At 60.6% G+C, this 21,935-nt stretch carries 22 protein-coding genes and 1 pseudogene; 14 read left to right on the forward strand and 9 right to left on the reverse strand.

Annotation, left to right across the window (positions count from 1 at the left end; all coding sequences use genetic code 11):
* Nucleotides 1-436: 436 nt before the first annotated feature.
* The 6 genes from D7D26_RS12645 to D7D26_RS12775 all read right to left on the reverse strand — a co-directional run bounded on the left by D7D26_RS12645 (nucleotide 437) and on the right by D7D26_RS12775 (nucleotide 2,794).
* Nucleotides 437-652: a hypothetical protein gene (locus D7D26_RS12645; RefSeq protein WP_233543524.1), complete on the reverse strand. Its 216-nt coding sequence runs from the start codon at nucleotides 650-652 to the stop codon at nucleotides 437-439.
* 395 nt (nucleotides 653-1,047) lie between these two features.
* Entirely contained in the window at nucleotides 1,048-1,350 is a 303-nt protein-coding gene (locus D7D26_RS12925) for a cysteine-rich KTR domain-containing protein (protein ID WP_446737517.1), read from the reverse strand.
* On the reverse strand, nucleotides 1,235-1,657 hold the full coding sequence (locus tag D7D26_RS09150) for a YjdF family protein (protein ID WP_120372851.1): 423 nt from the start codon (nucleotides 1,655-1,657) through the stop codon (nucleotides 1,235-1,237). The genes D7D26_RS12925 and D7D26_RS09150 overlap by 116 nt, the downstream gene beginning before the upstream one ends.
* A complete protein-coding gene (locus D7D26_RS09155; RefSeq protein ID WP_120372852.1) occupies nucleotides 1,654-2,178 on the reverse strand; it encodes a PadR family transcriptional regulator in 525 nt (174 codons plus the stop codon). The genes D7D26_RS09150 and D7D26_RS09155 overlap by 4 nt, the downstream gene beginning before the upstream one ends.
* A gap of 118 nt (nucleotides 2,179-2,296) precedes the next feature.
* Nucleotides 2,297-2,527 carry a hypothetical protein gene (locus tag D7D26_RS09160; RefSeq protein ID WP_120372853.1) on the reverse strand — a complete coding sequence of 77 codons (231 nt, stop codon included), beginning with the start codon at nucleotides 2,525-2,527 and terminating at the stop codon, nucleotides 2,297-2,299.
* A gap of 138 nt (nucleotides 2,528-2,665) precedes the next feature.
* Nucleotides 2,666-2,794 carry a hypothetical protein gene (locus D7D26_RS12775; protein ID WP_255415985.1) on the reverse strand — a complete coding sequence of 43 codons (129 nt, stop codon included), beginning with the start codon at nucleotides 2,792-2,794 and terminating at the stop codon, nucleotides 2,666-2,668.
* A gap of 278 nt (nucleotides 2,795-3,072) precedes the next feature.
* Here D7D26_RS12775 and D7D26_RS09165 point away from each other — a divergent pair, with 278 nt between their 5' ends.
* The 6 genes from D7D26_RS09165 (at nucleotide 3,073) to D7D26_RS09190 (ending at nucleotide 8,116) form a co-directional block, all read left to right on the forward strand.
* Nucleotides 3,073-3,567, forward strand: a complete 495-nt coding sequence (locus D7D26_RS09165) for a metallophosphoesterase family protein (RefSeq protein ID WP_199674750.1) — start codon at nucleotides 3,073-3,075, stop codon at nucleotides 3,565-3,567.
* Between the two features lie 127 nt (nucleotides 3,568-3,694).
* Nucleotides 3,695-4,738 (forward strand): TRAP transporter substrate-binding protein, encoded by a 1,044-nt coding sequence (locus D7D26_RS09170; RefSeq protein ID WP_120372854.1) that lies wholly within the window; start codon nucleotides 3,695-3,697, stop codon nucleotides 4,736-4,738.
* Between the two features lie 13 nt (nucleotides 4,739-4,751).
* Nucleotides 4,752-5,237 carry a TRAP transporter small permease gene (locus D7D26_RS09175; RefSeq protein ID WP_120372855.1) on the forward strand — a complete coding sequence of 162 codons (486 nt, stop codon included), beginning with the start codon at nucleotides 4,752-4,754 and terminating at the stop codon, nucleotides 5,235-5,237.
* Nucleotides 5,234-6,526: a TRAP transporter large permease gene (locus D7D26_RS09180; protein WP_120372856.1), complete on the forward strand. Its 1,293-nt coding sequence runs from the start codon at nucleotides 5,234-5,236 to the stop codon at nucleotides 6,524-6,526. The genes D7D26_RS09175 and D7D26_RS09180 overlap by 4 nt, the downstream gene beginning before the upstream one ends.
* 168 nt (nucleotides 6,527-6,694) lie before the next feature.
* Nucleotides 6,695-7,462: an amino acid ABC transporter ATP-binding protein gene (locus tag D7D26_RS09185; protein WP_078016512.1), complete on the forward strand. Its 768-nt coding sequence runs from the start codon at nucleotides 6,695-6,697 to the stop codon at nucleotides 7,460-7,462.
* Entirely contained in the window at nucleotides 7,463-8,116 is a 654-nt protein-coding gene (locus tag D7D26_RS09190) for an amino acid ABC transporter permease (protein ID WP_078016511.1), read from the forward strand.
* Nucleotides 8,117-8,216: 100 nt separating this feature from the next.
* Here the strand turns inward: D7D26_RS09190 and D7D26_RS09195 are convergent, their stop codons facing one another.
* The gene (locus D7D26_RS09195) at nucleotides 8,217-9,104 is read right to left on the reverse strand and encodes a lysophospholipid acyltransferase family protein (RefSeq protein WP_120372857.1); all 888 of its coding nucleotides are present in this window, start codon (nucleotides 9,102-9,104) and stop codon (nucleotides 8,217-8,219) included.
* Between the two features lies 1 nt (nucleotide 9,105).
* Nucleotides 9,106-10,383, reverse strand: a complete 1,278-nt coding sequence (gene tyrS / locus D7D26_RS09200) for a tyrosine--tRNA ligase (protein WP_120372858.1) — start codon at nucleotides 10,381-10,383, stop codon at nucleotides 9,106-9,108.
* Between the two features lie 268 nt (nucleotides 10,384-10,651).
* Here tyrS and D7D26_RS09205 point away from each other — a divergent pair, with 268 nt between their 5' ends.
* The 7 genes from D7D26_RS09205 to D7D26_RS09235 all read left to right on the forward strand — a co-directional run bounded on the left by D7D26_RS09205 (nucleotide 10,652) and on the right by D7D26_RS09235 (nucleotide 18,854).
* On the forward strand, nucleotides 10,652-11,920 hold the full coding sequence (locus D7D26_RS09205; protein ID WP_078016508.1) for a CdaR family transcriptional regulator: 1,269 nt from the start codon (nucleotides 10,652-10,654) through the stop codon (nucleotides 11,918-11,920).
* Between the two features lie 142 nt (nucleotides 11,921-12,062).
* Entirely contained in the window at nucleotides 12,063-12,626 is a 564-nt protein-coding gene (gene ahpC, locus D7D26_RS09210; RefSeq protein ID WP_078016507.1) for an alkyl hydroperoxide reductase subunit C, read from the forward strand.
* On the forward strand, nucleotides 12,627-14,270 hold the full coding sequence (locus D7D26_RS09215; RefSeq protein WP_120372859.1) for an FAD-dependent oxidoreductase: 1,644 nt from the start codon (nucleotides 12,627-12,629) through the stop codon (nucleotides 14,268-14,270).
* A gap of 336 nt (nucleotides 14,271-14,606) precedes the next feature.
* Nucleotides 14,607-14,858 (forward strand): hypothetical protein, encoded by a 252-nt coding sequence (locus D7D26_RS09220; RefSeq protein WP_078016505.1) that lies wholly within the window; start codon nucleotides 14,607-14,609, stop codon nucleotides 14,856-14,858.
* A 6-nt stretch (nucleotides 14,859-14,864) separates the two neighbouring features.
* Nucleotides 14,865-16,340: a sodium:solute symporter family protein gene (locus D7D26_RS09225; RefSeq protein ID WP_078016504.1), complete on the forward strand. Its 1,476-nt coding sequence runs from the start codon at nucleotides 14,865-14,867 to the stop codon at nucleotides 16,338-16,340.
* Nucleotides 16,341-16,437: 97 nt separating this feature from the next.
* The gene (locus D7D26_RS09230; RefSeq protein WP_120372860.1) at nucleotides 16,438-17,223 is read left to right on the forward strand and encodes a creatininase family protein; all 786 of its coding nucleotides are present in this window, start codon (nucleotides 16,438-16,440) and stop codon (nucleotides 17,221-17,223) included.
* The gene (locus D7D26_RS09235; RefSeq protein ID WP_120372861.1) at nucleotides 17,217-18,854 is read left to right on the forward strand and encodes a M28 family metallopeptidase; all 1,638 of its coding nucleotides are present in this window, start codon (nucleotides 17,217-17,219) and stop codon (nucleotides 18,852-18,854) included. Before D7D26_RS09230 ends, D7D26_RS09235 begins: the two co-directional genes overlap by 7 nt.
* Before the next feature lie 163 nt (nucleotides 18,855-19,017).
* Here the strand turns inward: D7D26_RS09235 and D7D26_RS09240 are convergent, their stop codons facing one another.
* On the reverse strand, nucleotides 19,018-20,142 hold the full coding sequence (locus D7D26_RS09240) for a metallophosphoesterase (protein WP_120372862.1): 1,125 nt from the start codon (nucleotides 20,140-20,142) through the stop codon (nucleotides 19,018-19,020).
* 505 nt (nucleotides 20,143-20,647) lie between these two features.
* Here D7D26_RS09240 and D7D26_RS09245 point away from each other — a divergent pair.
* Nucleotides 20,648-21,935: pseudogene (locus tag D7D26_RS09245) on the forward strand (hypothetical protein); the annotation flags it as partial.

Here is a 21,935-nt window from a genome sequence, read left to right on the forward strand (position 1 = left end):
TGATCCTGCGGTTATCGTATTTTGCCGGGCGTCCACGTTGACCTGATTTCGGGTGTTCGGGCGGCAGCATTCTCTTGGTTCGATTCCACTCGCTGGAGGTCAGTTCATATCTTCTCTCTTCCATGAGAAAAGTTTAAGCGATTGGATCGATTTAGGCAACTTTGACGTTTTTTAAACAAGCCCTAGTTATCACAAGACGGTATCAGATGGACTTCGCACTTGCGAAAAAGTCAGCACTGGAGCGGATTCCCAGGCATTTCCCATCACACTACAACATCGTTCCGGACGAACTCCTAAGCAGTAGGTCGCGCGTTCGAGTCGCGCCGGGGCCGCCAAATGATAACGATTCGGCTTGATTCAAGGTCGATTGAAAATCGCCCTCGAAACCTTTATTACAAAGGCTTTGAGGGCGATTTTGCGTTGAAGTGTCCGGCCGTCAGCTGACGAGTTCCAGCGTTTTGACGGCCAGCGGGGCCGGGAGGATCAGCGTGTCGATGACGTTCAGCCGCAGCGCGCCCGAGGTAACGCTGGTCAGCACCAGATAGATCACGGCGACGAAGATGAACGTCTCGAACGAGGCGTAGGTGACGCTGCGCACCTGCTGGTCGACCATGGTCAGGTCGCTGATTTGAAAAAAATCCAGAAAAAGCAACCGCCAGCCATCTCAGCCATAGGAAACGACAAAAAGCGCCCGGCGGGTCGCAACCCCGCCGGGCGCGATGGTATGCAATATGAAGTTTATTTACATGGTATAGTTCATATTCATGGCCAAAACTGTCCGCCGACGAGGATGGGCTTTTTTGAGCAGCTAGCTCTCGTCAGATCAGGCTGGGATAGAATCCGGCGCAACATGGCGGCATCTTCCTTCTATGCCGCCGTGTAAGTTGTCGGAGCAAAGAAAAACGGCGGCTCGAATTGAACCGCCGTGAAGAAACTATTTTTGAGCGCAGAAAGCCGTCTGCCTTGCGGCGTTTTTTTCTGCCGCTTGGCAGATCATAGAGAATATCAAGAAAACAGAGCCGATAACATCCGAGTTTTCCCTTTGTGTTATCGGCTCCGCGTCTGTGCGTCCGGCTCTTGGATAATTGATAGATTCAGTTGTTGTACCGCGATCAAGGTTTCGTGTTTACATTTGGGACAATACAGCGGAAAATTTTCAAGGACTGTATCATCACGGATTTTTAATCGCGTTTTATTGCCGCAAAAGGGGCATAAAATCCATTCTATCCTCATGTCATCTTCCTCTATGTTTGGCTTTCTTCTTTTCCTGCCGTGTCGCAAACTGGCGATCTTTCTCTGCTTCTTTCCGTTCTCGGCTCTTTGTTTCCCTTTCCAGCTTGCATTGCTCATGCTGGAGTTTTAACGCCTGCTGCGCCTTTGTGCCAATGCCCTTATCTTGCAGTTGACTATGAATTTCACGCTGCATACGTTTGGGATTGATTTTCCGTTCTATGGCTGCTTCGGCCTGGAGCGGTGGGCTGAATTTCAGCTTGTGCCGATACTTCAGCAGAAACTCATAGACCTCATAATCTTTGGGTTCTGATCCAAAAGTGATTTTGCATACCTCATACTTGCCGTTATCAGTTCTTTCATATAGGGCGATCCAAAATGGAGCCTCAAACAGGATGGTTAAGCTGCTTTGAGGGCCTACGCTCATTCTTGTAAAAACCGCCCTTCAAAGTGATCCAGCCATTCCAGGAGGGCGCGATAGAGGAGCCGTTGCTGCTCGAAAATCGTTCTTCCCAGCAAAGGAATGTCTGAAAATTCCTGAGCATACCCCTCAATTAATTCAGTGGAGGAGTGTATGCTCTGGCGCAAAGTAGAAAGCAGCTCCATTGCTTCAGCTTTATCCATTTTGTTCAGATTGGTAATGACTACATTGAAATCGAATAACAGGGGCACCGAGCCAGCGGCGCAAGAAGCCATCAATTCCTTGAAATATGCTCTGCCCTTATCGGTGATGGAATAGATTACCTTATCCGCAAACTTATCGCCTTTAACGATATCGCTTTGCAGATAACCTTTCTCGCTCAACTGGAGTACCTTTCGATAAATGGAAGGCACGCTTATTTTCGTCCAACGGGAAAAATGGTGGTACTCCACATCTTTTTGAATGTCATAGGCGCTTTGCGGTTTTTCCAATACGATACCGAGTATAACTAAATCTATTGATGACATAGCGACACCTCCATTTTTTACTATTAATGATATTACTATTGTTGATAGTAAAAGTCAAGGTGATACGTTGAGAGACGCTATCAAAAACTCAACTTCATAGATATTATTAAAATTTTCTTTAGACTGCTTTGTAATGACATAGGTTATAAAGAAGTTTATCGGCATTAGCAACCTTTTCGCGATCTGCAAGAGTCGCGTTATTGATCATGTCATTGAACACTTTTACTACCGGATTTTTATTGATCCTTGTCCATTTTTCTTCGATTTCTTGCGAAGTTTTTTTCTCGTGCAAAAGCACTAGCCAGAAGATGACACTGAGAACAGAGAAGAAAATCAATATCTTTTTCATGCGGCCTCGCCCTTTCTTTTTTCTTGTTGTAAAACCGGTTTCGGATCGCGGTCGGCGATGATCCTCACGGTGCGGCTGACTCCCGAAAAATCATTGTCTTCGCTGACCTCGATATCGGCATGATCTTTGTTCTGTGACCTAGAATACAGCCGTTTTTACTCCTGAACACTCCAGTTTTCTATCGGGCCGGACAATAGCGATGTTCCCGGGGATCCATGTCTCGGCATGAACAAAGACGATGAGATCGCCATCGTTGATCTTCATCATCGGCGTCGCCGAAGCGCGAGTCGATCTCCGTCAGTTCCTTTTCCGGGTTTGCGACGGCCTCGGCCGCGCCGACGAGCCGTTTCAAGAATTCAGCTCTGCATTTCCATGGGGGACTCCTTTCTAACATGTGTTAGTGATATATTTTAATTTTAAAGAAGTGCTATAATGCAAATGAATTTCGTGACAAGGATAAGCACATAGAAATTTTACCTCGATCTGAAGGACGGACTTTCGGCGATGAGGTCGGGCGCGAAAAGGCGGGCGCTTTGCTTTATAATATGACGAGATTTTTCGGAGAAGGTGAGAGCATGGCGGCGCTTGCCGCGATCATTTCCGATACGCACGGGCTGCTGCGCCCGCAGGTACTGGAGCGGCTGAAACGCTGCGACTGCATCGTCCACGCCGGTGATTTCGACGACGAGGACACGCTCGACTGGCTGGGGGAACTGGCGCCGCTGTACGCGGTGCGGGGGAACAACGACTGGGAGCTGGCGCGTCGTCTGCCGTTGTCGCTGCGCTTTCGGATCGAAGGGCTGAATTTTTTCATGGCGCACCGTCTTGCCGACGTGCCGACGGACCTGGACGATGTGGACGCGGTGATCTTCGGACACTCGCACCGCTATTGCGAGGCGCTGCGCGGCGGCGTGCTGTGGTTGAACCCCGGCAGCTGCGGACGGCGGCGTTTCGGCCTGGAACTTTCCTTCGCGATGATGCGCGTCGACGGGAGAAATTACCGGATCGAGAAGATCGCGCTCCCGGCGGACTTGAAATAGCGCCGCGAAGGATTGGCGCGCGCTTGAGAAAGATTGTTTCTTGCGGGAGCGCTGTCTTTTTTGCGTCCTTTGGGATAAAATGTCGGAAGTATTTGATTGGAAAATTCAAGCTGAGAGGTATGGGATAATGAAAAGAACCGTTATCGGGAAAATAGCGCTGGCCTGTGCGCTGGCGCTGGGGCTGAGCGGCGCGGCGGGTGCGGCGACGGTCGTGAAGATGTCGCACATCGGACCGGCGAACGTCGAGAACAACGTGGTGCATTACTTCGTCAAGGAATTCGCTTCGCGCGTCACGGAGCGCACGCAGGGGAACATCACGTTCGAACTGTACCCCGACGAGCAGCTGGGCAGCGAAGAGCAGCGCATGGAGCTGATGATGAAGGACGGGTTGAATCAGCCGGTGGCCGACGTCTCCTCGTTCGCCGCCATGGGCACGGTGCTGCCGGAGCTGTATCCCTCGTCGGTGCCGTTCATGTTCAACAGCTACGAGGCGGCGCACGTTTTCTTCGACGAGAGCGAATACTGGGCCAATTTGAAAAAGCTGTTCCGCGAGCGCACGGGCTGCGTGCTGATCGAAGCGGTGGAGGAAGGCGGCTTCCTCGCCTTCACCAACTCCAAGCGCGAGATCCGCAGCCCCGCCGATTTCCCCGGCCTGAAGTTCCGCGGCATGGACGAGGGCCAGGTGGCGATCTTCAAGGCGTTCGGCGCCAGCGGCACGCCTATCCCCTGGGGCGAACTCTACATGGCGCTGAAAACGGGCGTCGTCGACGGGCAGATGAACCCGGCCTTCTACGTGCTGTTGGGCAGCCTGACGGAAGTGCAGAAGTACATGACGCTGGCGAACATCCAGTACTCCGACCAATTCCTGGTCATGAACGGCGACCTGTTCGACAGCTTCAGCGACGAGGAGCGCGCCGTCATCCTCGAAGCGGCGAAGGAGGCCAACCGCCTCACCCGCGCTCGCATCGAAGCCGAAGATTCCCAGCAGGTGGAAAAATGCCGTCAGCTGGGCATGCAGGTCTACGCGCCCACGCCGGAGGAGATGGAGCAGTTCCGCGGCATCGGCCAGCCCGCATACATCGAGTGGCTGAAGAGCAAGGTCTCCGCCGAATGGCTCGAAGCGGCTCTGCGCGACGCCAAGGCGGCCAACGAAAAAGCCTCCGCGAAGTGAGGCCCGGCAGCGCATGGATTTTCTCGAACGGCTGAGCCGTTGGGTGGGGCTCCTCAGCCTCTGGTTCGGCGGGGTGCTGCTGCTGATCAACATCGGCGACATCGTCATGGGCGTGGTGCTGCGCTATTTTTATCATGCCGCCCCTATCTGGACGGAGGAGCTGGCGCGTTTTTCGCTGGTGTGGATGGCGCTGATCGGCGCGGCGGCGGCTTCTCTCAACGGCGACCAGATGTCGATCGATTTCGTGGCGAACGCGCTGCCGCCGCGCGGCAGGACGTTTTGCCGTCTTCTGTCGGCGGCGGTCCAGGCTGCGGTCCTCGGCGTGATGGTCTGGTTCGGCGCTCAAAACGTGATGGGCGGGTGGAGGATGAAGACCATGGCGCTGGGCGTGCCCAAGGCGGTGCCGCTGATGGCGGTGCCCCTCGGCATGGCCATGCTGATGATCGTCGTTCTCTGCAAGTGCCGGCACGGCTCCGAAAGCGGGGATGAAAGCCGATGAGCGGCTTCCTTCTGTTGGCGGCGTTTTTTGCGCTGATGCTTCTCGGCGTGCCGCTCTACGCTTCGCTGACGATGGCGGGGCTGCTCGGCATCCTCGGCGCGGGCGACCTGACGCTGCTGCGCGTCGTCCCGCAGCAGTTTTTCGGCGGCATGGATTCCTTCTCGCTGATGGCGATTCCCTTTTTTATCCTCACGGGCACGCTGATGAACCGCTCCGGACTCACCGACCGCCTCATCGACTTCAGCCGTCTGGCGGTCGGTTCGGTGCGCGGCGGGCTGGGTTACGTCAACGTGGTCGGCAGCGTGATCTTCGCCGGCGTCAACGGCAGCGCCGCGGCCGATGCCTCGGCGCTGGGTTCGATCCTGATCCCCGCCATGGTGAAGGAAGGCTTTCCCGCGTCGTACGCGGCGGGGATCACGGCGGGCAGCTCGCTGATCGGGCCGATTATTCCTCCCAGCATTTTCATGATCATCTACGCCTCGATGACCAACACGTCCATCGGCGGGCTCTTCGCCGCCGGCGTGGCGCCGGGGATCGCGCTCGGTCTGGCTTACATGGCCATGAACTGGTACTACGTGCGCAAATACGACGTGCCCAAGACCGACCTTGCGGGCGTATACGCGCAGAAGTGGCGGATCCTGTTCCGCTCGTTTCTGGCCCTGCTGGCGCCGTGCATCATCATGTGCGGCATCATGTCGGGGATCGTCACGCCGACGGAGTCGGGCGCTTTGGCGGCGGGCTACTGCGTTTTCGCCGGCGTGACGGTGACGCGGCGGCTGACGCTGCGCGGTTTCGCCGAGGCGGTCGGCGAGACGGTGCGCCTGACCAGCGCGATCTTTTTGATCATGGGCGCGGCCTCGGTCGTCGGCTGGTATCTCAAGTGGGAGCGCGTCACGCAGGCGTTCAGCCAGTTCGTCGTCGAAGCCGGGCTGCTGGGGCATCCCTGGCTGCTGATGGTCGTGCTCAGCCTGATCGTCTTCGTGATCGGCATGTTCATGGAGGAGATCTCGGTGATGACGCTGCTGACGCCGGTATTCGCGCCGTTGGCTGCCAAGGCCGGCATCGACCCTTTCCACTTCGGCGTGGTGATGACGCTGAACGTGACGATCGCTCTGATCACGCCGCCGGTAGGGGCCTGCAACTACATCGTCGCCGCGGTGGGCAAGGTGCCGCTGGGCGAGATGTTCCGCCGGATCTGGCCGTTCGTGCTCGTGGCGCTGGCTGTGCAGCTGATCATCGTGACGTTTCCGGTCTTCACGACCTATCTCCCTCGCGTCATGGGATTGTAGAAAAATATTATAAGACAGGCTGGCCGACGCGCCAGCCTGTTTTTTTGTGCGGCGCTTCGAGCGGCGATCCCTCTCTTGTGAAAACAAATAAACAAAATTACAATTTTCATCTGGCAATAAACTGATAGTTGATTTATAATGAACGCATTTCAATGGAGGTGAGCGAATGTGACTCACGCGATAGAAGTAAAGGACCTGCACAAATCGTTCGGCGCTCTCGACGTGCTGAAAGGCGTCTCGCTGAACGTCGACGAGGGCGAAGTGATCACGGTCATCGGGCCCAGCGGCTCGGGCAAGAGCACTTTGGCGCGCTGTATCGCCCGTCTGGAGAGGATCGATTCCGGCGAGATCTACGTTTACGGCCACCGCATGGACGGCGAGAAGATGTCCAACGCCAGGGAGTCGGAGCTGCTGGGCATGATCTTTCAGCAGTTCAACCTGTTCCCGCACCTGAGCGTGTTGGAGAACGTGGCGATCGCGCCGATGAAAGTGCGCGGCAAATCCCGCGCCGAGGCGGAAAAGACCGCCCGGGAGCTTCTGGAACGCGTCGGTCTCGGCGATAAGATCGAAGCGTTCCCGGCGCAGCTTTCCGGCGGCCAGCAGCAGCGCGTGGCCATCGCCCGAGCGCTGGCTATGGATCCGAAGGTGATGCTCTTCGACGAGCCGACTTCGGCGCTCGATCCCGAGCTGGTCGGCGACGTGCTCAACGTCATCGCCGACCTGGCCAGAAGCGGCATGACGATGATGATCATCACGCACGAGATGCTCTTCGCCAAGGAAGTGTCGGACCGCGTCATCTTCATGGCCGACGGGCACATCGTCGAGCAGGGCGCGCCGGACGACATCTTCGTGCGCCCGCAGAAGGAGCGCACGCGCGCGTTCCTGCAGCGCGTGCTTTCCCATTACGGCGCGGCCGTGGCAGAGGAGGCGGAGTAAATGGAACTGGACTTTTCCGTGCTGATCCCGTATCTGCACATGTTCTGGAAGGGCGTGTGCGTGACCATTCAGGCCTCGTTCCTCGGCGTGCTGTTCGGTTCGGCGCTGGGCATCTTCATCGGCTCGTTCCGCGTCATGCCGTTCAAGCCGCTGCGCTACCTGATGGCGGCGTACATTTACGTGCTGCGCGGCACGCCGCTGATGATCCAGCTGTTTCTGATCTACTTCGGCCTGCCGGCGCTGGGCGTGAACCTCGACGCGGCCACGGCTGGCATCCTCGGCATCGGCATCAACTCGTCCGGTTACGTGGGCGAGATCGTGCGCGGCGGCATCGAAGGCGTGTCGAAGGGGCAGTGGGAAGCGGCCAAGATGCTGGGGCTGTCCTACTGGCAGACGATGAAGAGCATCATCCTGCCGCAGGCGATCCGCCACATGCTGCCGGCCATCGGCAACGAGTTCGTGACGCTGATCAAGGAATCGTCGCTGCTCTCCGTGCTCGCTATCAGCGACCTGACCATGGTCGGCCAGCAGGTGCGCAGCGTCACCTACGCCTCGTTCGAGACGTTCATCTTCGTGGCCGTGGTCTATCTGGTGCTGACCAGCGTCACCTCGGGCGCGCTGCAGCTGCTCGAAAACCGCTGGAAGGTGAAATAGCGCGGCTGGATCGAACAAGAAAAACAAACAGGGCGGCTGAACGAAAACTCTCGCTCAGCCGCCCTGTTTTATTTTTTTGTCGTAAAGTTTCGCCGCAGGATTACTGCATTTTCACGCCGGGATGGTCGGGGTCGGTCTTCCAGCGGCGGTGGAACCAGAACCACTGCTCGGGGGCGAGGCGCACCATCTCTTCGAGCACGGCGTTGGCTTTTTGCGTCAGCGCGGCGACGTTCTCGCGGCTGCGTTCCTGCGGATCCCCGACGAGGTCGGGCAGGAAGACGACGCGGTATTTGAACGGAGCCAGGCGCAGCGAGTAAACAGTGAGCAGCGGCAGTTTGGCCGTCAGCGCCAGCGCGGCGGGGCCTTCGACCATGGTGGTGCGGCGGTTCAAAAACGTCACGGGCACGGCGCGGTCCCCGGCGTCCTGATCGGCGAGCAGGGCGACCCATGTACCGGCCTGCGCCTGCCGGATCATGTGGCGCACGTTCATGGCGCCCTTGCGCAGCGTGGTTTCGCCGAGGTTGGCGCGGTAGCGCTCGATCAGCGCCGCGAATTCGGGATTGTCGGCGTCGCGCGCGGCGGGCTGGACGGGATAACCGTTCTGCGGCAGCCAGCCGCCGAGGATCTCCCAGTTGCCGAAATGGCCGGTGAGCATAAAGCAGCCGGCGCCGGAGGCTTTCTGCGCGTCGGCGCATTCGCGCCCTTCCACCTCGACGACCATCTTGCTGACGAGAGAGGGATCGTTCTGGCAGGCGAGGAATTCCACGATCATCCAGGAGAAGTGGCGGTACACGCCGCGCAGCGTTTTTTTGCGCCACGCTTCGTCCTTTTCGGGAAACGAGGTTTTGAGCGCGTCGAGCATCAGCCGCCGGCGGATGGGCACGAGAGCGAAAACGCCGCGGCACAAGCCGTAGAGCGCGCGTCCGCGCCAGTCGGGGTAGGCGAGCGTTTTGCGCAGGAATTCGACGGCCGAAACGGCGAAGCTCATCTTATTTGCGGCCGATCATAAAATATTTCTTTTTGCCGAGGCGGATCAGCGAGGAGTAGCCGCAGAGCACGTCCTTCTCCTCGAGCTGCGCGCCGTCGTCGGCGCGGACGCCGTTGACGGACACGCCGCCGCCGGCGATCAGGCGCTTGGCTTCGCCTTTGCTCTTGCACGCGCCCACCTCGGCGAGCGCGTCGGCGAGCGGCATGGGCAGCGAGGCGACTTTGCCGCAGGGCGTCTCGGCCGCCAGCGTGTGGAGCATTTCTTCCGTCAGATCTTCGGGCGTGTAAGCGCCGCCGAAGAGGATCTCGCTGGCGTGCCGGACGTTGGTCGCCACGTTTTCGCCGTGGACGAGCCTGGTGATCTCGTAGGCCAGCACGCGCTGCGCTTCGCGTTTCTCGGGCGACTGCATGTGGCGTGCGACCAGCGCGTCGATCTCGTCGAGCGGCAGGAACGTGAAATAGCGCAGCGTCTTGGCGATCGTGGCGTCTTCGCTGTTGACCCAGAACTGATAGAACTGGTAGGGCGAGGTCTTGGCCGGATCGAGCCAGACGGCGCCGCCCTCGGTCTTGCCAAACTTGTGCCCGGCGGAAGTCAGCAGCAGCGGATTGGTGCCGCCGTACACCGCCGCGCCCTCTTCGTGCTTGCGGATGAAGTCGATGCCGCTGGTGATGTTGCCCTGCTGGTCGTTGCCGCCCAGCTGCAGGCGGCAGCCGTAAGTCGTGTAGAGATGGTAGAAGTCGTAGGACTGCAGCAGCGTGTAGGCGAATTCGGTGAAGGACAGGCTCTTGGTCGGGTCCTCGATGCGGCTCCTGACGTGTTCCTTGGCGATCATCTTGTTGATCGTGAAGAACTTGCCCACATCGCGCAGGAACTCGAGGAAGTTCATGGAACTCAGCCAGTCGTAGTTGTTGACCAGCAGCGCGGAGTTCTTGCCGCAGTCGAAGCTGACGAAGTGCATGAGTTGCTTCTTGACGCCTTCGACGTTGTGGCGGATCTGATCCATCGTCAGCAGATTGCGCTCCGCGCTCTTCATGGACGGGTCGCCGATCATGCCCGTGCCGCCGCCGGCCAGCACGATGGGCCGGTGCCCGAGCCGCTGCAGCCAGGCCAAGCCCATCAGCGGGATCAGATGGCCGACGTGCAGACTGTCCGCGGTGGGGTCGAAGCCCACGTAAGCCGTGACCATGCCTGTGTCGAACAATTCCCTGACGCCGGCGTCGTCCGTGGTCCAGTCGATGAAGCCGCGCGCGCGAAGCACTTCAAGCGCATTTTCTGCCATTTTTAGATCAAATCCTTTCGCCTTCGAAGAATAAAAATTTGCCGATGAACGAGTCAATAGAGTACATCTTAACACATTCGGACGGGAAATGTTCCATGCGCCGCGACACGTTTCCCGTTTTTCATTCGGTCAAAGAAGGCATAAGCGGACCTTGGCTGACAACTTCGGAGGATTGTTCGTGAAATATCACTCAATATGCTATTGCAAAAATATAAAATTTATGGCTAAATATTAACTGTATTTATACTTTAAGCACAAGGTGAGAAAAATGTATGAACAGAACTCTGAGGGAAACATCCTGCTGCGCAAATGCGCCCAGGAAATCGCCGCCGCCGTCGCCTCGGCCATCAATTTCGACGTGATCATCACCGATGCGGAAGGCGTTATCGTCGGTTCCAGCAACACGGACCGCCTCGAACAGTTTCACGAGGCATCGCTATCCGTCGTCGCCAGCGGACAGAACGCTCGTACCGGCGAAAGGCAGGCGCAGCAGCTCAGAGGCACGCTGCCCGGCGTCACCGCGCCGGTCCGGAGCATGAACGGGCAGATCGCCGGCACGGTGGCGATCGCCGGCGAGCCCGAAAAAGTCGTTCCCTTCGCCGCGATCGTGAAGCAGCAGGTCGAACTGCTGCTGCGCGAGCGCGAATTGTACGCCTACTCGGTCAATCGCGAGAGCACGCTGCAGAATCTCGTCCAGGACATCGGCTCCTTCGTCCCCGGCGTCAGCAACGAGGCGCTGCTGCTGTCGCGCGCGTCCGAATACGGTTACGACCGCACCTGGCATTACATTCCCATCGCCGTCGACCTGTACCAGTTCGGCCGCTTCGCCCTGCAGGTGCGCGAGCAGATGCGCCGCCAGAGCGAGAACGCCGAAACGCGCATCCTCAACGTGAAGAAAGCCGTGCTCGCTTCGATCCGCAAGCTCTTCGCCGAGCCGCGCGACCTTTCGGCCATGCTCGGCAACAACCGTTTCGTGATCCTTTTCGCGGCCGGCGGCGAGAAGACGGAGCACGGGAATTCCATGGCCGACGAAGCCGCGGCGCGCGCGCGCAAGATCCTGCAGGCCATCGAAGCCTTCGATCTCAAGGCCGCCATCGGCATCGGTTCGCCGGCGCTGGGCATTTCCGCGCTGGCGGTCAGCTATCAGGAAGCGTGGAAAGCCCTGTTCCTCGGCAAGAAATTCCGTCAGCAGCCGGGCGTCTACAACATCGCCGATTACCGCCTCGAAGACGTGATCACCACGATCGATTCGCCCGTGCGCACCCGCTTCGTCCAGGCCGTGACGGGCGCTTTCCGCCGCTATCCCGACTGGGAACAGATGCGCGAGACCATCCGCGAATGGTGCGAAAGCGGCTTTTCGCTGGTCGAAGCGGCGCGGCGCATGCACGTGCACCGCAACACGTTGATCTACCGCCTCGACAAGCTCGACAAGGAGTCGGGCTTGAACCTGAAAGATTTCCGCACCTGTCTCAATCTCTATCTGGCGCTCGTGATGGATCAGTACGTCGGCCCCGCGGTCAAGGAGAAAGATCTGTGATTCGAGACGGCTCCCTTTGTCGCCGCGGGATCGTAAAAAATCGTTTTTTTGCTGATCCCCCTCTTGACATTGCGTAGAAATATGATATTTTTAGTCAGGGTTAATTAATGCTAATCCAAAAACATCAAGGGGGTCATTCAAGATGTCTCTTATCAACAAGGAAGTTTCCGATTTCAAGGTTTCCGCTTATCAGAACAACGAGTTCAAGACCGTGACCAAGGCCGACATCCTCGGCACGTGGAGCGTGTTCTTCTTCTATCCCGCGGATTTCACCTTCGTCTGCCCGACCGAACTCGAAGATCTGGAAAACAATTACGCGAAGTTCAAGGCCGCCGGCTGCGAGATCTACTCCGTGTCCTGCGACACCCATTTCGTGCACAAGGCGTGGCACGATCACTCCGAGAAGATTTCCAAGCTGACCTATCCGATGCTGGCCGATCCGACCCACGCGCTGGCGAAGGACTTCGACGTCCTCATCGAGGAGGCTGGCATCGCCGAGCGGGGCACGTTCATCGTCAATCCCGAGGGCAAGATCGTCGCCTACGAAGTCAATTCCGGCAACGTCGGCCGTAACGCCGACGAGCTGCTGCGCAAGCTGCAGGCCTGCCAGTTCGTCGCCGAGCACGGCGACCAGGTTTGCCCCGCCAAGTGGAAGCCGGGCGCGGAGACTCTGAAGCCGAGCCTCGACCTCGTCGGAGCGCTGTAAGTGAGCGCGGGCGAAAATCTCTACGACGTCATCGTTATCGGCGGCGGTCCGGCTGGACTGACCGCCGCTCTTTATCTGGCGCGGGCCTGCTACCGCGTGCTGGTCGTGGAGAAGGAAAAGTTCGGCGGACAGATCACGATCACGTCCGAAGTCGTCAACTATCCGGGCGTCGAGCGTGCCAGCGGCGCGGAGCTGACGGAAAAGATGCGCCGCCAGGCGGAAAATTTCGGCGCGGAGTTCCTGCTCGCCGAGGTGACGGCCGTCGAGGTCGATGGCGACGTGCGCCGGGTCGTGACCAGCCGCGGCGTCTTCGAATGTTTCGGGCTGCTCGTCGCCACGGGCGCGCATCCGCGCACGGTCGGCTTCGAGGGCGAGCTGGATTTCCGCGGGCACGGCGTCGCCTACTGCGCCACCTGCGACGGCGAGTTCTTCACCGGCAAGCCCGTCTTCGTCGTCGGCGGCGGTTTCGCGGCGGCGGAGGAGAGCGTTTTCCTGACCAAGTACGCCTCGCACGTCACCGTGCTGATCCGCAAGGACGATTTTTCCTGCGCCAAGTCGGCGGCCGACGAGGCGCGGCGGAACGAGAAGATCACCGTGCTCACCAACACCTTGGTGGAAAGCGTCTCGGGCGATTCCGTGCTGCGCCGCCTGGTCTACGTCAACGGCAAGACCGGCGAGCGCACGGTCTTCGAGCCGGAGAACGGCGATACTTTCGGCGTCTTCGTCTTCGCCGGCTACTCGCCGAGCACGGAGCTTTTCAGGGGCATCGTCGATCTGGACGAGCGCGGTTACGTGATCACCGACCGGCAGCAGAAGACCTCGGTAGACGGCGTCTACGCCGCCGGCGACGTTTGCATCAAAAACCTGCGTCAGGTCGTCACGGCCGTCGGCGACGGCGCGCTGGCGGCCACCGAGCTTGAAAAGTACTGCGCGGCCATGCAGAAGAAGACCGGTCTGAAGCCCGAAGTTCCCCACAGGCGCGCAGCCGCGCATCGGCCCGCCGATTCCGGGCGCGGCGAAAGTGCGCCGGCGACGGCGCCCCAAGGCGACGGCCTCTTCAGCGCCGATATGGTTCAGCAGCTGGACGCGCTGTTCGCCAAGATGGAGTCGCCGCTGACCCTGCGCCTGTCCTTGGACGAGCGGCCCGTTTCGCGCGAACTGGAGAATTACATGGACGCGCTGGCGGCCTTGACGGACAAATTGACCGTGGAAAAATCCGCCACGGCGGGCGACGGCGCCCCTTGCGTCAGAGTGTGCCGCGCCGACGGCCGCGAGGCGGGGATCGCGTTCCACGGCGTTCCCGGCGGGCACGAGTTCACCTCGTTCGTGCTCGGCCTGTACAACCTCGCCGGCCCCGGACAGCGCATCGACGACCGGACCAAAACCCTGATCGAAAAACTCGATCGCGACGTGCATATGACGATCATGGTCAGCCTGACCTGCACGATGTGCCCGGAGCTGGTGACCGCGGCGCAGCGCATCGCTTCGCTGAATCCGCGCGTCTCCGTCGACGTCTACGATCTCAACCACTTCCCGGAACTGCGCGAAAAGTACAACGTCATGAGCGTTCCCTGCTACGTCGTCAACGACGGCCAGCCGATGTTCGGCAAGAAGACCGTCGAGGAACTGCTGACGCAGCTTTAAGCGAATCATTGTACACAAAACGATAACGGTTCGGCGGGCTCTGAAAGTTTTTCAGACGCCCGCCGGGCCGTCGTTTCTTGATGAAACGGCCGCTCCTGAAACGGATCGTGAAAGAGATATCAAGCGTCCATGCGCCGTTCGGAAAAATGGATCCATTGACACGCTCAGGGAAAATTATTATACTCAAGCCGAGGGCTTTTTGGATACATTTATTTTTTTGTTTACGACGCCATTTTGCGGCGCGCGCTGTTTTCAGGCCCGGAAAGGAGACGCGGGATCTTTAGGGTCGGCGGCGGAGGTACGGCAGAGGCATTTTTCTTGAAAGGAGCGGCTTGGATGGATATTTTCAGCAACAGTTTCGAAAAAAAATGGGCGCTGGTTTTCGGTTTTCTGTTCTTCATCATCATGGTCCCGTTCCCGTTCTTTTACGCGACCCGGTACATCCCCGTGATTTACGGGCTGCCCGGTTTCATCGTGGGCTGGACGGTCCACACGGCGATCACGATGGTCCTGATCGTCGTTTTTTATGTACAGGCCATGCGCCGTCCCGAGTACCACGAATTTGACGAAGAACGGAAAGGAGAGTAGTTCATCATGGACGTAGGGACAATGCTCAAGCCGATCCCGTCGGTGTTTTACGGAGTTCTCGCTTTTTATTTCGTGCTGATGGCGGGCATCGGGTACTTTTCGGCGAAGAACACCACCACGCTGAAGGACTTCTTCGTCATGAGCGGCAAAGCCGGCGCCATCGTCAGCGGCTTCGCCTATTTCGCCACGCAGTACAGCATGAGCACGTTCATGGGCTGTCCGGCGACCTGCTATAAGGTCGGCTTCGCGGGGCTGTCCATTTCCGTGCCGGGGCTGGTGTTTTCCATGATCATCCCGGCGCTGCTGGTGGGGCGCAAGCTCATCAAGCTCGGGCACACGCAGGGATTCTTGACGCTGGCCGATTATCTGGGCGACCGTTTCGAGTCCAACGGCCTGCGCACGTTCCAGGCGCTGCTGATGATCATTTTCATGATCCCGATGATGGGCGCGCAGACGATCGGCGCCGGCGTGATCCTGCGCGTGTACACGGGCGCGCCCGAGTGGGTGGGCATCGTCGGCATGGGGATCGTCGTCATCCTTTACTGCATGAGCGGCGGCATCCGCGGCGCCATGCTGACCGACGTGATCCAGGGCGGTCTGATGCTGGCCACGGCGATCGTCACGTTTGTGGTGTCGATCAGGTTGGGCGGAGGCTTCGAGGCGATTTCGGCCAAGCTGCTCGAGCTCAATCCTGCGTACATGTCGCATCCCGGCGTTGGCGGGGCTTACGGCTGGGCGAACTACGTGTCGATGATCGTGCTGTGGAGCTTTTTCTCGATCTCGCAGCCGACGCTGGTGACGAAGTTCTTCGCCATGAAAAACTATAAGGTCATGTTCAAGGCTACGATTCTCGGCACGCTGGGCATGTGGATCGCCGCGACGCTGATCGAGTGGTCGGGCGTCAACGGCATCGTTTCCATTCCCGGGCTGCAGGGCAAGGATATCGACTTCATCGTGCCTCTGCTGCTGCAGAAGAGCCTTTCGCCCGTCATTTCCTCGCTGCTGATCACGGGCATCATGGCGGCCGGCATGTCGACGATCGATTCGCTGCTGATCTCCGCCACGGGCGCGATCACCCGCGACATTTACCAGAGGCGCGTCAACCCGCGGGCGACCGACGGCCAGATCCTGCGTATGTCGCGCTACGTCACGGTGATCATCGGCGTGATCGCCATCTGCTTCGGCGTTTCGCGTCCCGCGACGATCTTCAAGCTGATCCTGTTCGCTTTCGGCGGTCTGGGGATCTGGACGGCGCCGGTGCTGCTCGGGCTCTACTGGAAGGGCGCGACCCGTGCGGGCGCTTTCGCCGGCGTGGCGGTGGGCGAGGCGCTGTTCGTGCTGATGACGCTCAAGCATCCCGGCTGGGCCTTCGGCTTCAACCCGCTGATGGTCTGCTGGGCGTACGCGATGATCGTCATGATCGTCGTCAGCTTGGCGACCCGCAGGGCTTCGGACGAGACGCTGAAGCGCCATTTCGCCTAGGGCTCGCCCAGTCATGACGGAGGTCCCCGCCGCAGCCGCCCGGCGCGCGGCGGGATCTCTCTTTGCTTTTGTTCGGGAAGTGCGGGAGGGATTGAAAATGTATCTGGCTTCGATGACGTGGCACGAGTTCCACGAAACGGCTTCCGACGAGCTGCTGGCGCTGGTCCCGCTGGGAAGCACCGAGCAGCACGGCTCGATCGGCCCGCTGGGCACCGACTTCACGATCCCGGAAGAGATGGCGCGGCGGCTCGAGGCGCGTTATGCCGACCGTCTGGTCGTGCTGCCGACGATGCCCTACGGCGTGTGCCCTTATCACACGGAGTTCTGCGGCACGATCGACATCGGCACGGCGGCGCTGCAGTCGGTGATGACGAGCGTCGCCGTGCATCTGATGGACGCCGGCGTGCGCCGTTTCGTCTTTCTCAACGGCCACGGCGGCAACGATCCGGCGCTGGAGGCGGCGTGTTTGCGGATCTACGGGCGCGGCGGCCTGGGCGCGATCCTGGACTGGTGGACGATCGCCCGCGAGCTGGATCCGCGCTGGGGCGGCGGGCACGGCGGCGGGCAGGAGGCGGCGGTGATGATGGCGCTGCGCCCCGACTGGGTGCGCAAGGAAAAGAACTTCGTCCCCGAGGAGATCCGCTCGCTGACGCCGGAGCTGAAAAGCACGTACGGCAACGCCATCACCTTCAAGGGCGCGACGGTGAAGATTATCCGCTCGACGGCGGCGTTCACCAAGACCGGCACCTTCGGCGGCGGCGACGACAGCTGCGCCAAAGCCGACGCGGCGTGGGGGCGCGAGATCTTCGAGGGCACGGTGCGCTACCTGGGCGATTTCGTCGAGGAGTTCCTGAAAGCCCCTCTGCCGGCGGCGAAATGCTGACGGCGGCGGAGAAAGGTCTGCTTGGCGCGATCGACCACGGCCGCGTCTGGAAGGACGTCGAAACGATCGCCTCTTTCGACCGCAGGTCGGGGCGCGAGGGCGAGGCGAAGGCGGCGGAATTTGTCGCCGACCGCCTCAGCCGCGCCGGCGTGAAGTGGACGCTGCATCGTTATCCCGCCTGGCTCAGCGACCCCGTCTCGGCGCGGCTGACGCTGCTCGATGCGGACGGGAGCGAGCGCCGCCTGCCGTGCAAGACGTGGAGCTTCTGCGCTTCGACGCGCGAGCCCGTGCGGGGGACGCCGGTCTTCGTCGAAAAGACGGAGCTGCTGCACAATCCGCTCGACCTTCTGGCCGCGCGCGGCGCCCCGCGCGAGCGCGACCTGCTGGGAAAGATCGTCGTCGCGCGCACCGCGTCGCCGGTCGCGGCCATGGACGCTCAGGACCGCGGCGCGGCGGCGCTGGTCTGCGTTTGGGAACAGGGCGACGAAACGCTGATCCACGAGGGCAACGTCAATTTTATCTGGGGACAGCCCGACCCGTGGGAAAGTTCGCTTTATCCCGCGCTGCCGGTCGCGGTCATGCCGCGCGGCGCAGGCGAGGCCTTGATCCGCCGCGCCTGCGCCGGAGATGCGGTTCTCGAACTCGAAACGCGCGTGGAGAACGGAGTTCGCGAGATCCCCGTGCTCGAAGCCGACCTGCCCGGCGAAAGCGAAGAGTACGTGCTGCTGGGCAACCATCTGGATTCGTGGCATTACGGCGCCTGCGACAACGCCACCGGCAACGCCGTCGCGCTCGCCATGGCCGGACTTTTCGCCGCACGCCCCCTGGCGCGGGGGATCAAGATCTGCTGGTGGTCGGGACACTCGAACGGACGCTACGCCGGCTCGTCGGCCTTCGCCGCGGATAATTTCGATTCGCTGCGGCGCCGCTGCCTGGCGCTGTGCAACGCCGACATGCCGGGGCTGCGCGGCGCGGACGACTTCGCGCGCGGCTCTTCGGGGCCGGACCTGCGCGGTCTGTACGCTTCCGTCGTGGCCGACGTGACCGGCCAAAAACTGCGCCCCGGCGGCTTCGTGACGGGCTGGGACCTGTCGTTCAAGAATATCGGCGTTTCCAGCTGCATGAGCTGGAGCTCGACGCTGCCTGACGGTTCGCCGGACGGCACGGCGAACGGCTTCATGAGCTGGTGGTGGCACACCGAAGAGGACGTGATGGAACACGTCGATCCCGGCGTCATGAAGCAGGACGCGCGGCTTTACGCGCTGGCGCTGAGCCGCCTGGCGTCGCCGAAAAGATTCCCCTTCGACGTGCCGGCCCTGACCGCGGCGCTGGAACGGGAGCTGCCCCGTTACGAAGACACGGAAGACCTGCGCGCGCGGCTGAAAGGACTGCCGCTGCCGCGGATGGAGCCCCTGCGCGCCACGCGGCTTTTGAATCGCGCGCTCTACGCCTTCAAGGACGCGCCGCAGCAGGATTGGGCCCTGCCGCTCGATTGGCTGCCGGGGCTGGCCCTGGCGCGGGACGCCTCTCCGCGCACGGAGCGCGCGCGGCTGATGATCCGGTCGTTCCGGCGCGCGCAGCTCAACCGCCTCGGCGATCTGATCTGCGCGCTTGAGAGTCTGGCATCGTAGTTGCTGAGAGAAGCCGGTTTTCAACGAAAAAGCCGAACGATTTTTTTCGATCGGCGAAGAGAGTCAGAGAGACGAAAAAGAAGCGCGTTTTCGCGATCGTTTCGACCGCGGAAGCGCGCTTCTTTGTTTTTTGCCGCAGGATCACGGGTTTTTTGCCGCAGGATCACGGCGCGGCGCGGAGCGTGAGCAGCGTGATTTCGGCGGGATCCATGAGCCGCAGCGGGAAACCGTTCCAAAGCGAAGTGCCGGGACTGTTGAACAGTTTCATGCCGCCGACGTCGTACCAGCCCTTGACGAAACCGCCGTTGAACCGGGCGACGAGCCGGTCGAGCCCCGGCATCATGCCGCCATGCGTGTGCCCGGATACCTGCAGCGCCACGCCGCGGGCCGCGTTTTCGCGCGCCGCTTCGGGGCGGTGGGCCATGAGGATGACGGGGACGCCCCGAGGCGCGCCGGCCAGCGCTTTGTCCGGATCGGGCGCGGCGCGGCCCATGCGCGCCCCCTGTTGGTCGGGCACTCCGGCCAGCACCAGCCGCCCTTCGCCGCGGGCCAGTACGCGGTGTTCGTTTTCCAGCATCGTGACGCCGAATTTGCGCAGCTGCTTCATCCAGGCGTCGAAGCCCGAGTAATATTCGTGGTTGCCCGACGAGCCGAAAACGCCCAGCGGCGCTTTCAGCTGCGCCAGCGGCTCCAGATCCTCCCTGCGCTGGCTGACCAGCCCGTCGACGAAATCGCCGGGCATCAGGATCAGGTCGGGCTTGAGCGCCATCGTTCTGTCGACGATGGCCTGGATCAGCGGGCGGCGGTTCAGCGCGCTGGCGTGAAGGTCGACGAGCAGCGCCACCCTGAGCCCCTCGAACTCGGGCGCCAGGCCGCGGATCGTCACGGGACGCTCGGCGACGTCCGGCACGCGGATCGCCTCCCACGTGCCGTAAGCGGTCAGCGCCGCGGCGAAGACGAGGGCGAGCAGCGAGGCCCCCGCGGCGGGGAACGGGCGGCGGGCGCAGAGCTTCCACAGCAGCCAGACCGCGTCCTTGACCAGCAGCAGAAACAGCGCCACGATCAGCAGATTGTAGAGCAGCGAGCCCGCGATCATGACCCAGCGCGGCAGATCGGGGGCGAAGAACATGCCGCCGCCCAGCCGCTGGTAGATGGAATTCTTGAAAGCCCCCGCCAGCAGCAGCGCCGCGGCGGCCAGCTTGCCCCAGAGAGGCAGCCGCAGCGGCCAGATCATGCTGAACGCCTCGTACAGGAAAATAACGCCTGAAACTGCGATGATGATGCGCACAGAGAACCTCCGTCACTTTTGATCGTCTATGGCGACCGGAACCTGCCCGGCCGAAAACCTCGAATAATTTAACACTGAAAGTCCGCTTCAGGTCAAGCGCCTTTTTGTACGGGCGTCCCCGTCGTGATTGTAGATAAATTCATAAAAGACTGCGACGCCGGCCGCAAAAGCGGGCTGAATAAATTTTTTTCGCGTATTTTTGTCAAAAAGCGCTGAAAAATGTTGAAGAATATTTCGACTTTTCCCCTTCGTGTCTCCGTTCTTTGCGCGGGGAATTCCGAGCCGGCCGCAGGCGTTTGAAAGCGTCGCGGCTTTTGTTTACTCGGGGTAAAGTATAAACACAAACAACTCGTTATCTTTACACGGGGGGGGGTATGATATGTTTGTGAACACTCTTATGATGGCGTGTTGTATGCCGGCATGGAGCGCAGCGCGCGTCGAAAGACGCGGAAAAAGCGAAACGGCGCCCGGTGCGTTGGGAAGATTTCAGAGGAGGTCGTATACGATGATGGGAAAGTTTATGCAGCGGAGCAGACCGCCCGCCGTGCGGAAGGCGGCGGCGCTGCTTCTGGCGTTGGCGCTGGGGGGAACGGGAAGCGCTTTCGGCGCCTGGGTCGACTGGGTCGAGGGAGGAAAGCTGAAGATCGGCCCGAATGGCTCTCCTTCTGTGGGCTTGCACGCTCTTGCCGCGATAGGGGCGGGCGCCGAAGCGATCGGCGTCAACGCTATCGCAATGGGGCAGTCGTCCTACGCCAAAGGGCAAAATTCCTTCGCTCTCGGGCTTGTGGCCCGCGCCGAAGGCAACAGTTCCTATGCGATAGGTACGAATACCAAAGCGACCAACGAAGGTTCCATCGCGATAGGGAGAGAAGCCGAGAGCACCGGCGAAATTTCCGTCGCGCTCGGGTTCAAAACGGTTGCCAAGGGCGGCTATGCCACCGCGATGGGGAACGAAACCAGTGCCGAGGGCGAGTCTTCCACCGCGATGGGGAGCAAGTCCAAAGCCATCGGCAACGTTTCCACCGCAATGGGGGTTGAGAGCGAAGCCAAGGGAGGTTCTTCCGTCGCGATGGGGTACAAAGCCCAAACCGCCGGCTACGCTTCCATCGCGATGGGGAACGTGACCCGCGCCACTGGCGCCGCTTCCACCGCGATGGGGAGCAATACCCTTGCCGAGGGCAACTATTCCACCGCGATGGGTTCAAGTTCGCAGGCGAAGGCTATAAACTCCCTGGCGGCGTCGGGAGGCATCGTCGAAACCGCGGCGGTGAATTCCTTCGCCGTAGGCGTGGGGGCGCGCGCCGTGCGGGCCGATTCCGTCGCCCTCGGCAGCGGGGCGATGGCGGATACCGCCGCCGGGAAAGCGGCGTTTCTGGGGGCCGGGCAGAGCGGTGCGGCGTGGATCTCCACGCGCAACGCCGTCGCCGTGGGCAACCTGGCCGGTAACATTACCCGCCAGATCACCGGCGTGGCGGCCGGGACCGACAACGATGACGCCGTCAACGTGGCGCAGCTGAAGCGCGCCGCCACCTGGACCATCAAGGACAGCCAGACCCCGACGCCCGGCTCCAAAGTCATCGACGTCAGCACCCCGCTGGTGGTCAAGGGAGACGCTTACATCAAACCGGTGGTGAACGCCGCCGGGCTGAACTTCACCCTCGACCAGACCAAGCTGAACAGCCAGATCAACGCCCAGGTGAACACCCAGGTGAACACCAACCCCACCGTCACCGGACACACCACTGACATCAACGCCCTCAAAGGCGGCTTCACCGTCAGCAACGCCGCCGGCA

Source organism: Pyramidobacter sp. CG50-2, assembly GCF_003612005.1.
Classification (GTDB): domain Bacteria; phylum Synergistota; class Synergistia; order Synergistales; family Dethiosulfovibrionaceae; genus Pyramidobacter.

What these genes read in the sequence shown, in the direction of transcription:
- D7D26_RS09170 (WP_120372854.1), top strand. Translation starts at nt 3,695, where the DNA reads ATGAAAAGAACCGTTATCGGGAAAATAGCGCTGGCCTGTGCGCTGGCG.
- D7D26_RS09155 (WP_120372852.1), bottom strand. Translation starts at nt 2,178, where the DNA reads ATGTCATCAATAGATTTAGTTATACTCGGTATCGTATTGGAAAAACCG.
- D7D26_RS09180 (WP_120372856.1), top strand. Translation starts at nt 5,234, where the DNA reads ATGAGCGGCTTCCTTCTGTTGGCGGCGTTTTTTGCGCTGATGCTTCTC.
- D7D26_RS09195 (WP_120372857.1), bottom strand. Translation starts at nt 9,104, where the DNA reads ATGAGCTTCGCCGTTTCGGCCGTCGAATTCCTGCGCAAAACGCTCGCC.
- D7D26_RS12925 (WP_446737517.1), bottom strand. Translation starts at nt 1,350, where the DNA reads ATGAGCAATGCAAGCTGGAAAGGGAAACAAAGAGCCGAGAACGGAAAG.
- D7D26_RS09230 (WP_120372860.1), top strand. Translation starts at nt 16,438, where the DNA reads ATGTATCTGGCTTCGATGACGTGGCACGAGTTCCACGAAACGGCTTCC.
- D7D26_RS12775 (WP_255415985.1), bottom strand. Translation starts at nt 2,794, where the DNA reads ATGATGAAGATCAACGATGGCGATCTCATCGTCTTTGTTCATGCCGAG.
- D7D26_RS09220 (WP_078016505.1), top strand. Translation starts at nt 14,607, where the DNA reads ATGGATATTTTCAGCAACAGTTTCGAAAAAAAATGGGCGCTGGTTTTC.
- D7D26_RS09205 (WP_078016508.1), top strand. Translation starts at nt 10,652, where the DNA reads ATGTATGAACAGAACTCTGAGGGAAACATCCTGCTGCGCAAATGCGCC.
- D7D26_RS09160 (WP_120372853.1), bottom strand. Translation starts at nt 2,527, where the DNA reads ATGAAAAAGATATTGATTTTCTTCTCTGTTCTCAGTGTCATCTTCTGG.
- D7D26_RS09225 (WP_078016504.1), top strand. Translation starts at nt 14,865, where the DNA reads ATGGACGTAGGGACAATGCTCAAGCCGATCCCGTCGGTGTTTTACGGA.
- ahpC (WP_078016507.1), top strand. Translation starts at nt 12,063, where the DNA reads ATGTCTCTTATCAACAAGGAAGTTTCCGATTTCAAGGTTTCCGCTTAT.
- tyrS (WP_120372858.1), bottom strand. Translation starts at nt 10,383, where the DNA reads ATGGCAGAAAATGCGCTTGAAGTGCTTCGCGCGCGCGGCTTCATCGAC.
- D7D26_RS09165 (WP_199674750.1), top strand. Translation starts at nt 3,073, where the DNA reads ATGACGAGATTTTTCGGAGAAGGTGAGAGCATGGCGGCGCTTGCCGCG.
- D7D26_RS09235 (WP_120372861.1), top strand. Translation starts at nt 17,217, where the DNA reads ATGCTGACGGCGGCGGAGAAAGGTCTGCTTGGCGCGATCGACCACGGC.
- D7D26_RS09150 (WP_120372851.1), bottom strand. Translation starts at nt 1,657, where the DNA reads ATGAGCGTAGGCCCTCAAAGCAGCTTAACCATCCTGTTTGAGGCTCCA.
- D7D26_RS09175 (WP_120372855.1), top strand. Translation starts at nt 4,752, where the DNA reads ATGGATTTTCTCGAACGGCTGAGCCGTTGGGTGGGGCTCCTCAGCCTC.
- D7D26_RS09190 (WP_078016511.1), top strand. Translation starts at nt 7,463, where the DNA reads ATGGAACTGGACTTTTCCGTGCTGATCCCGTATCTGCACATGTTCTGG.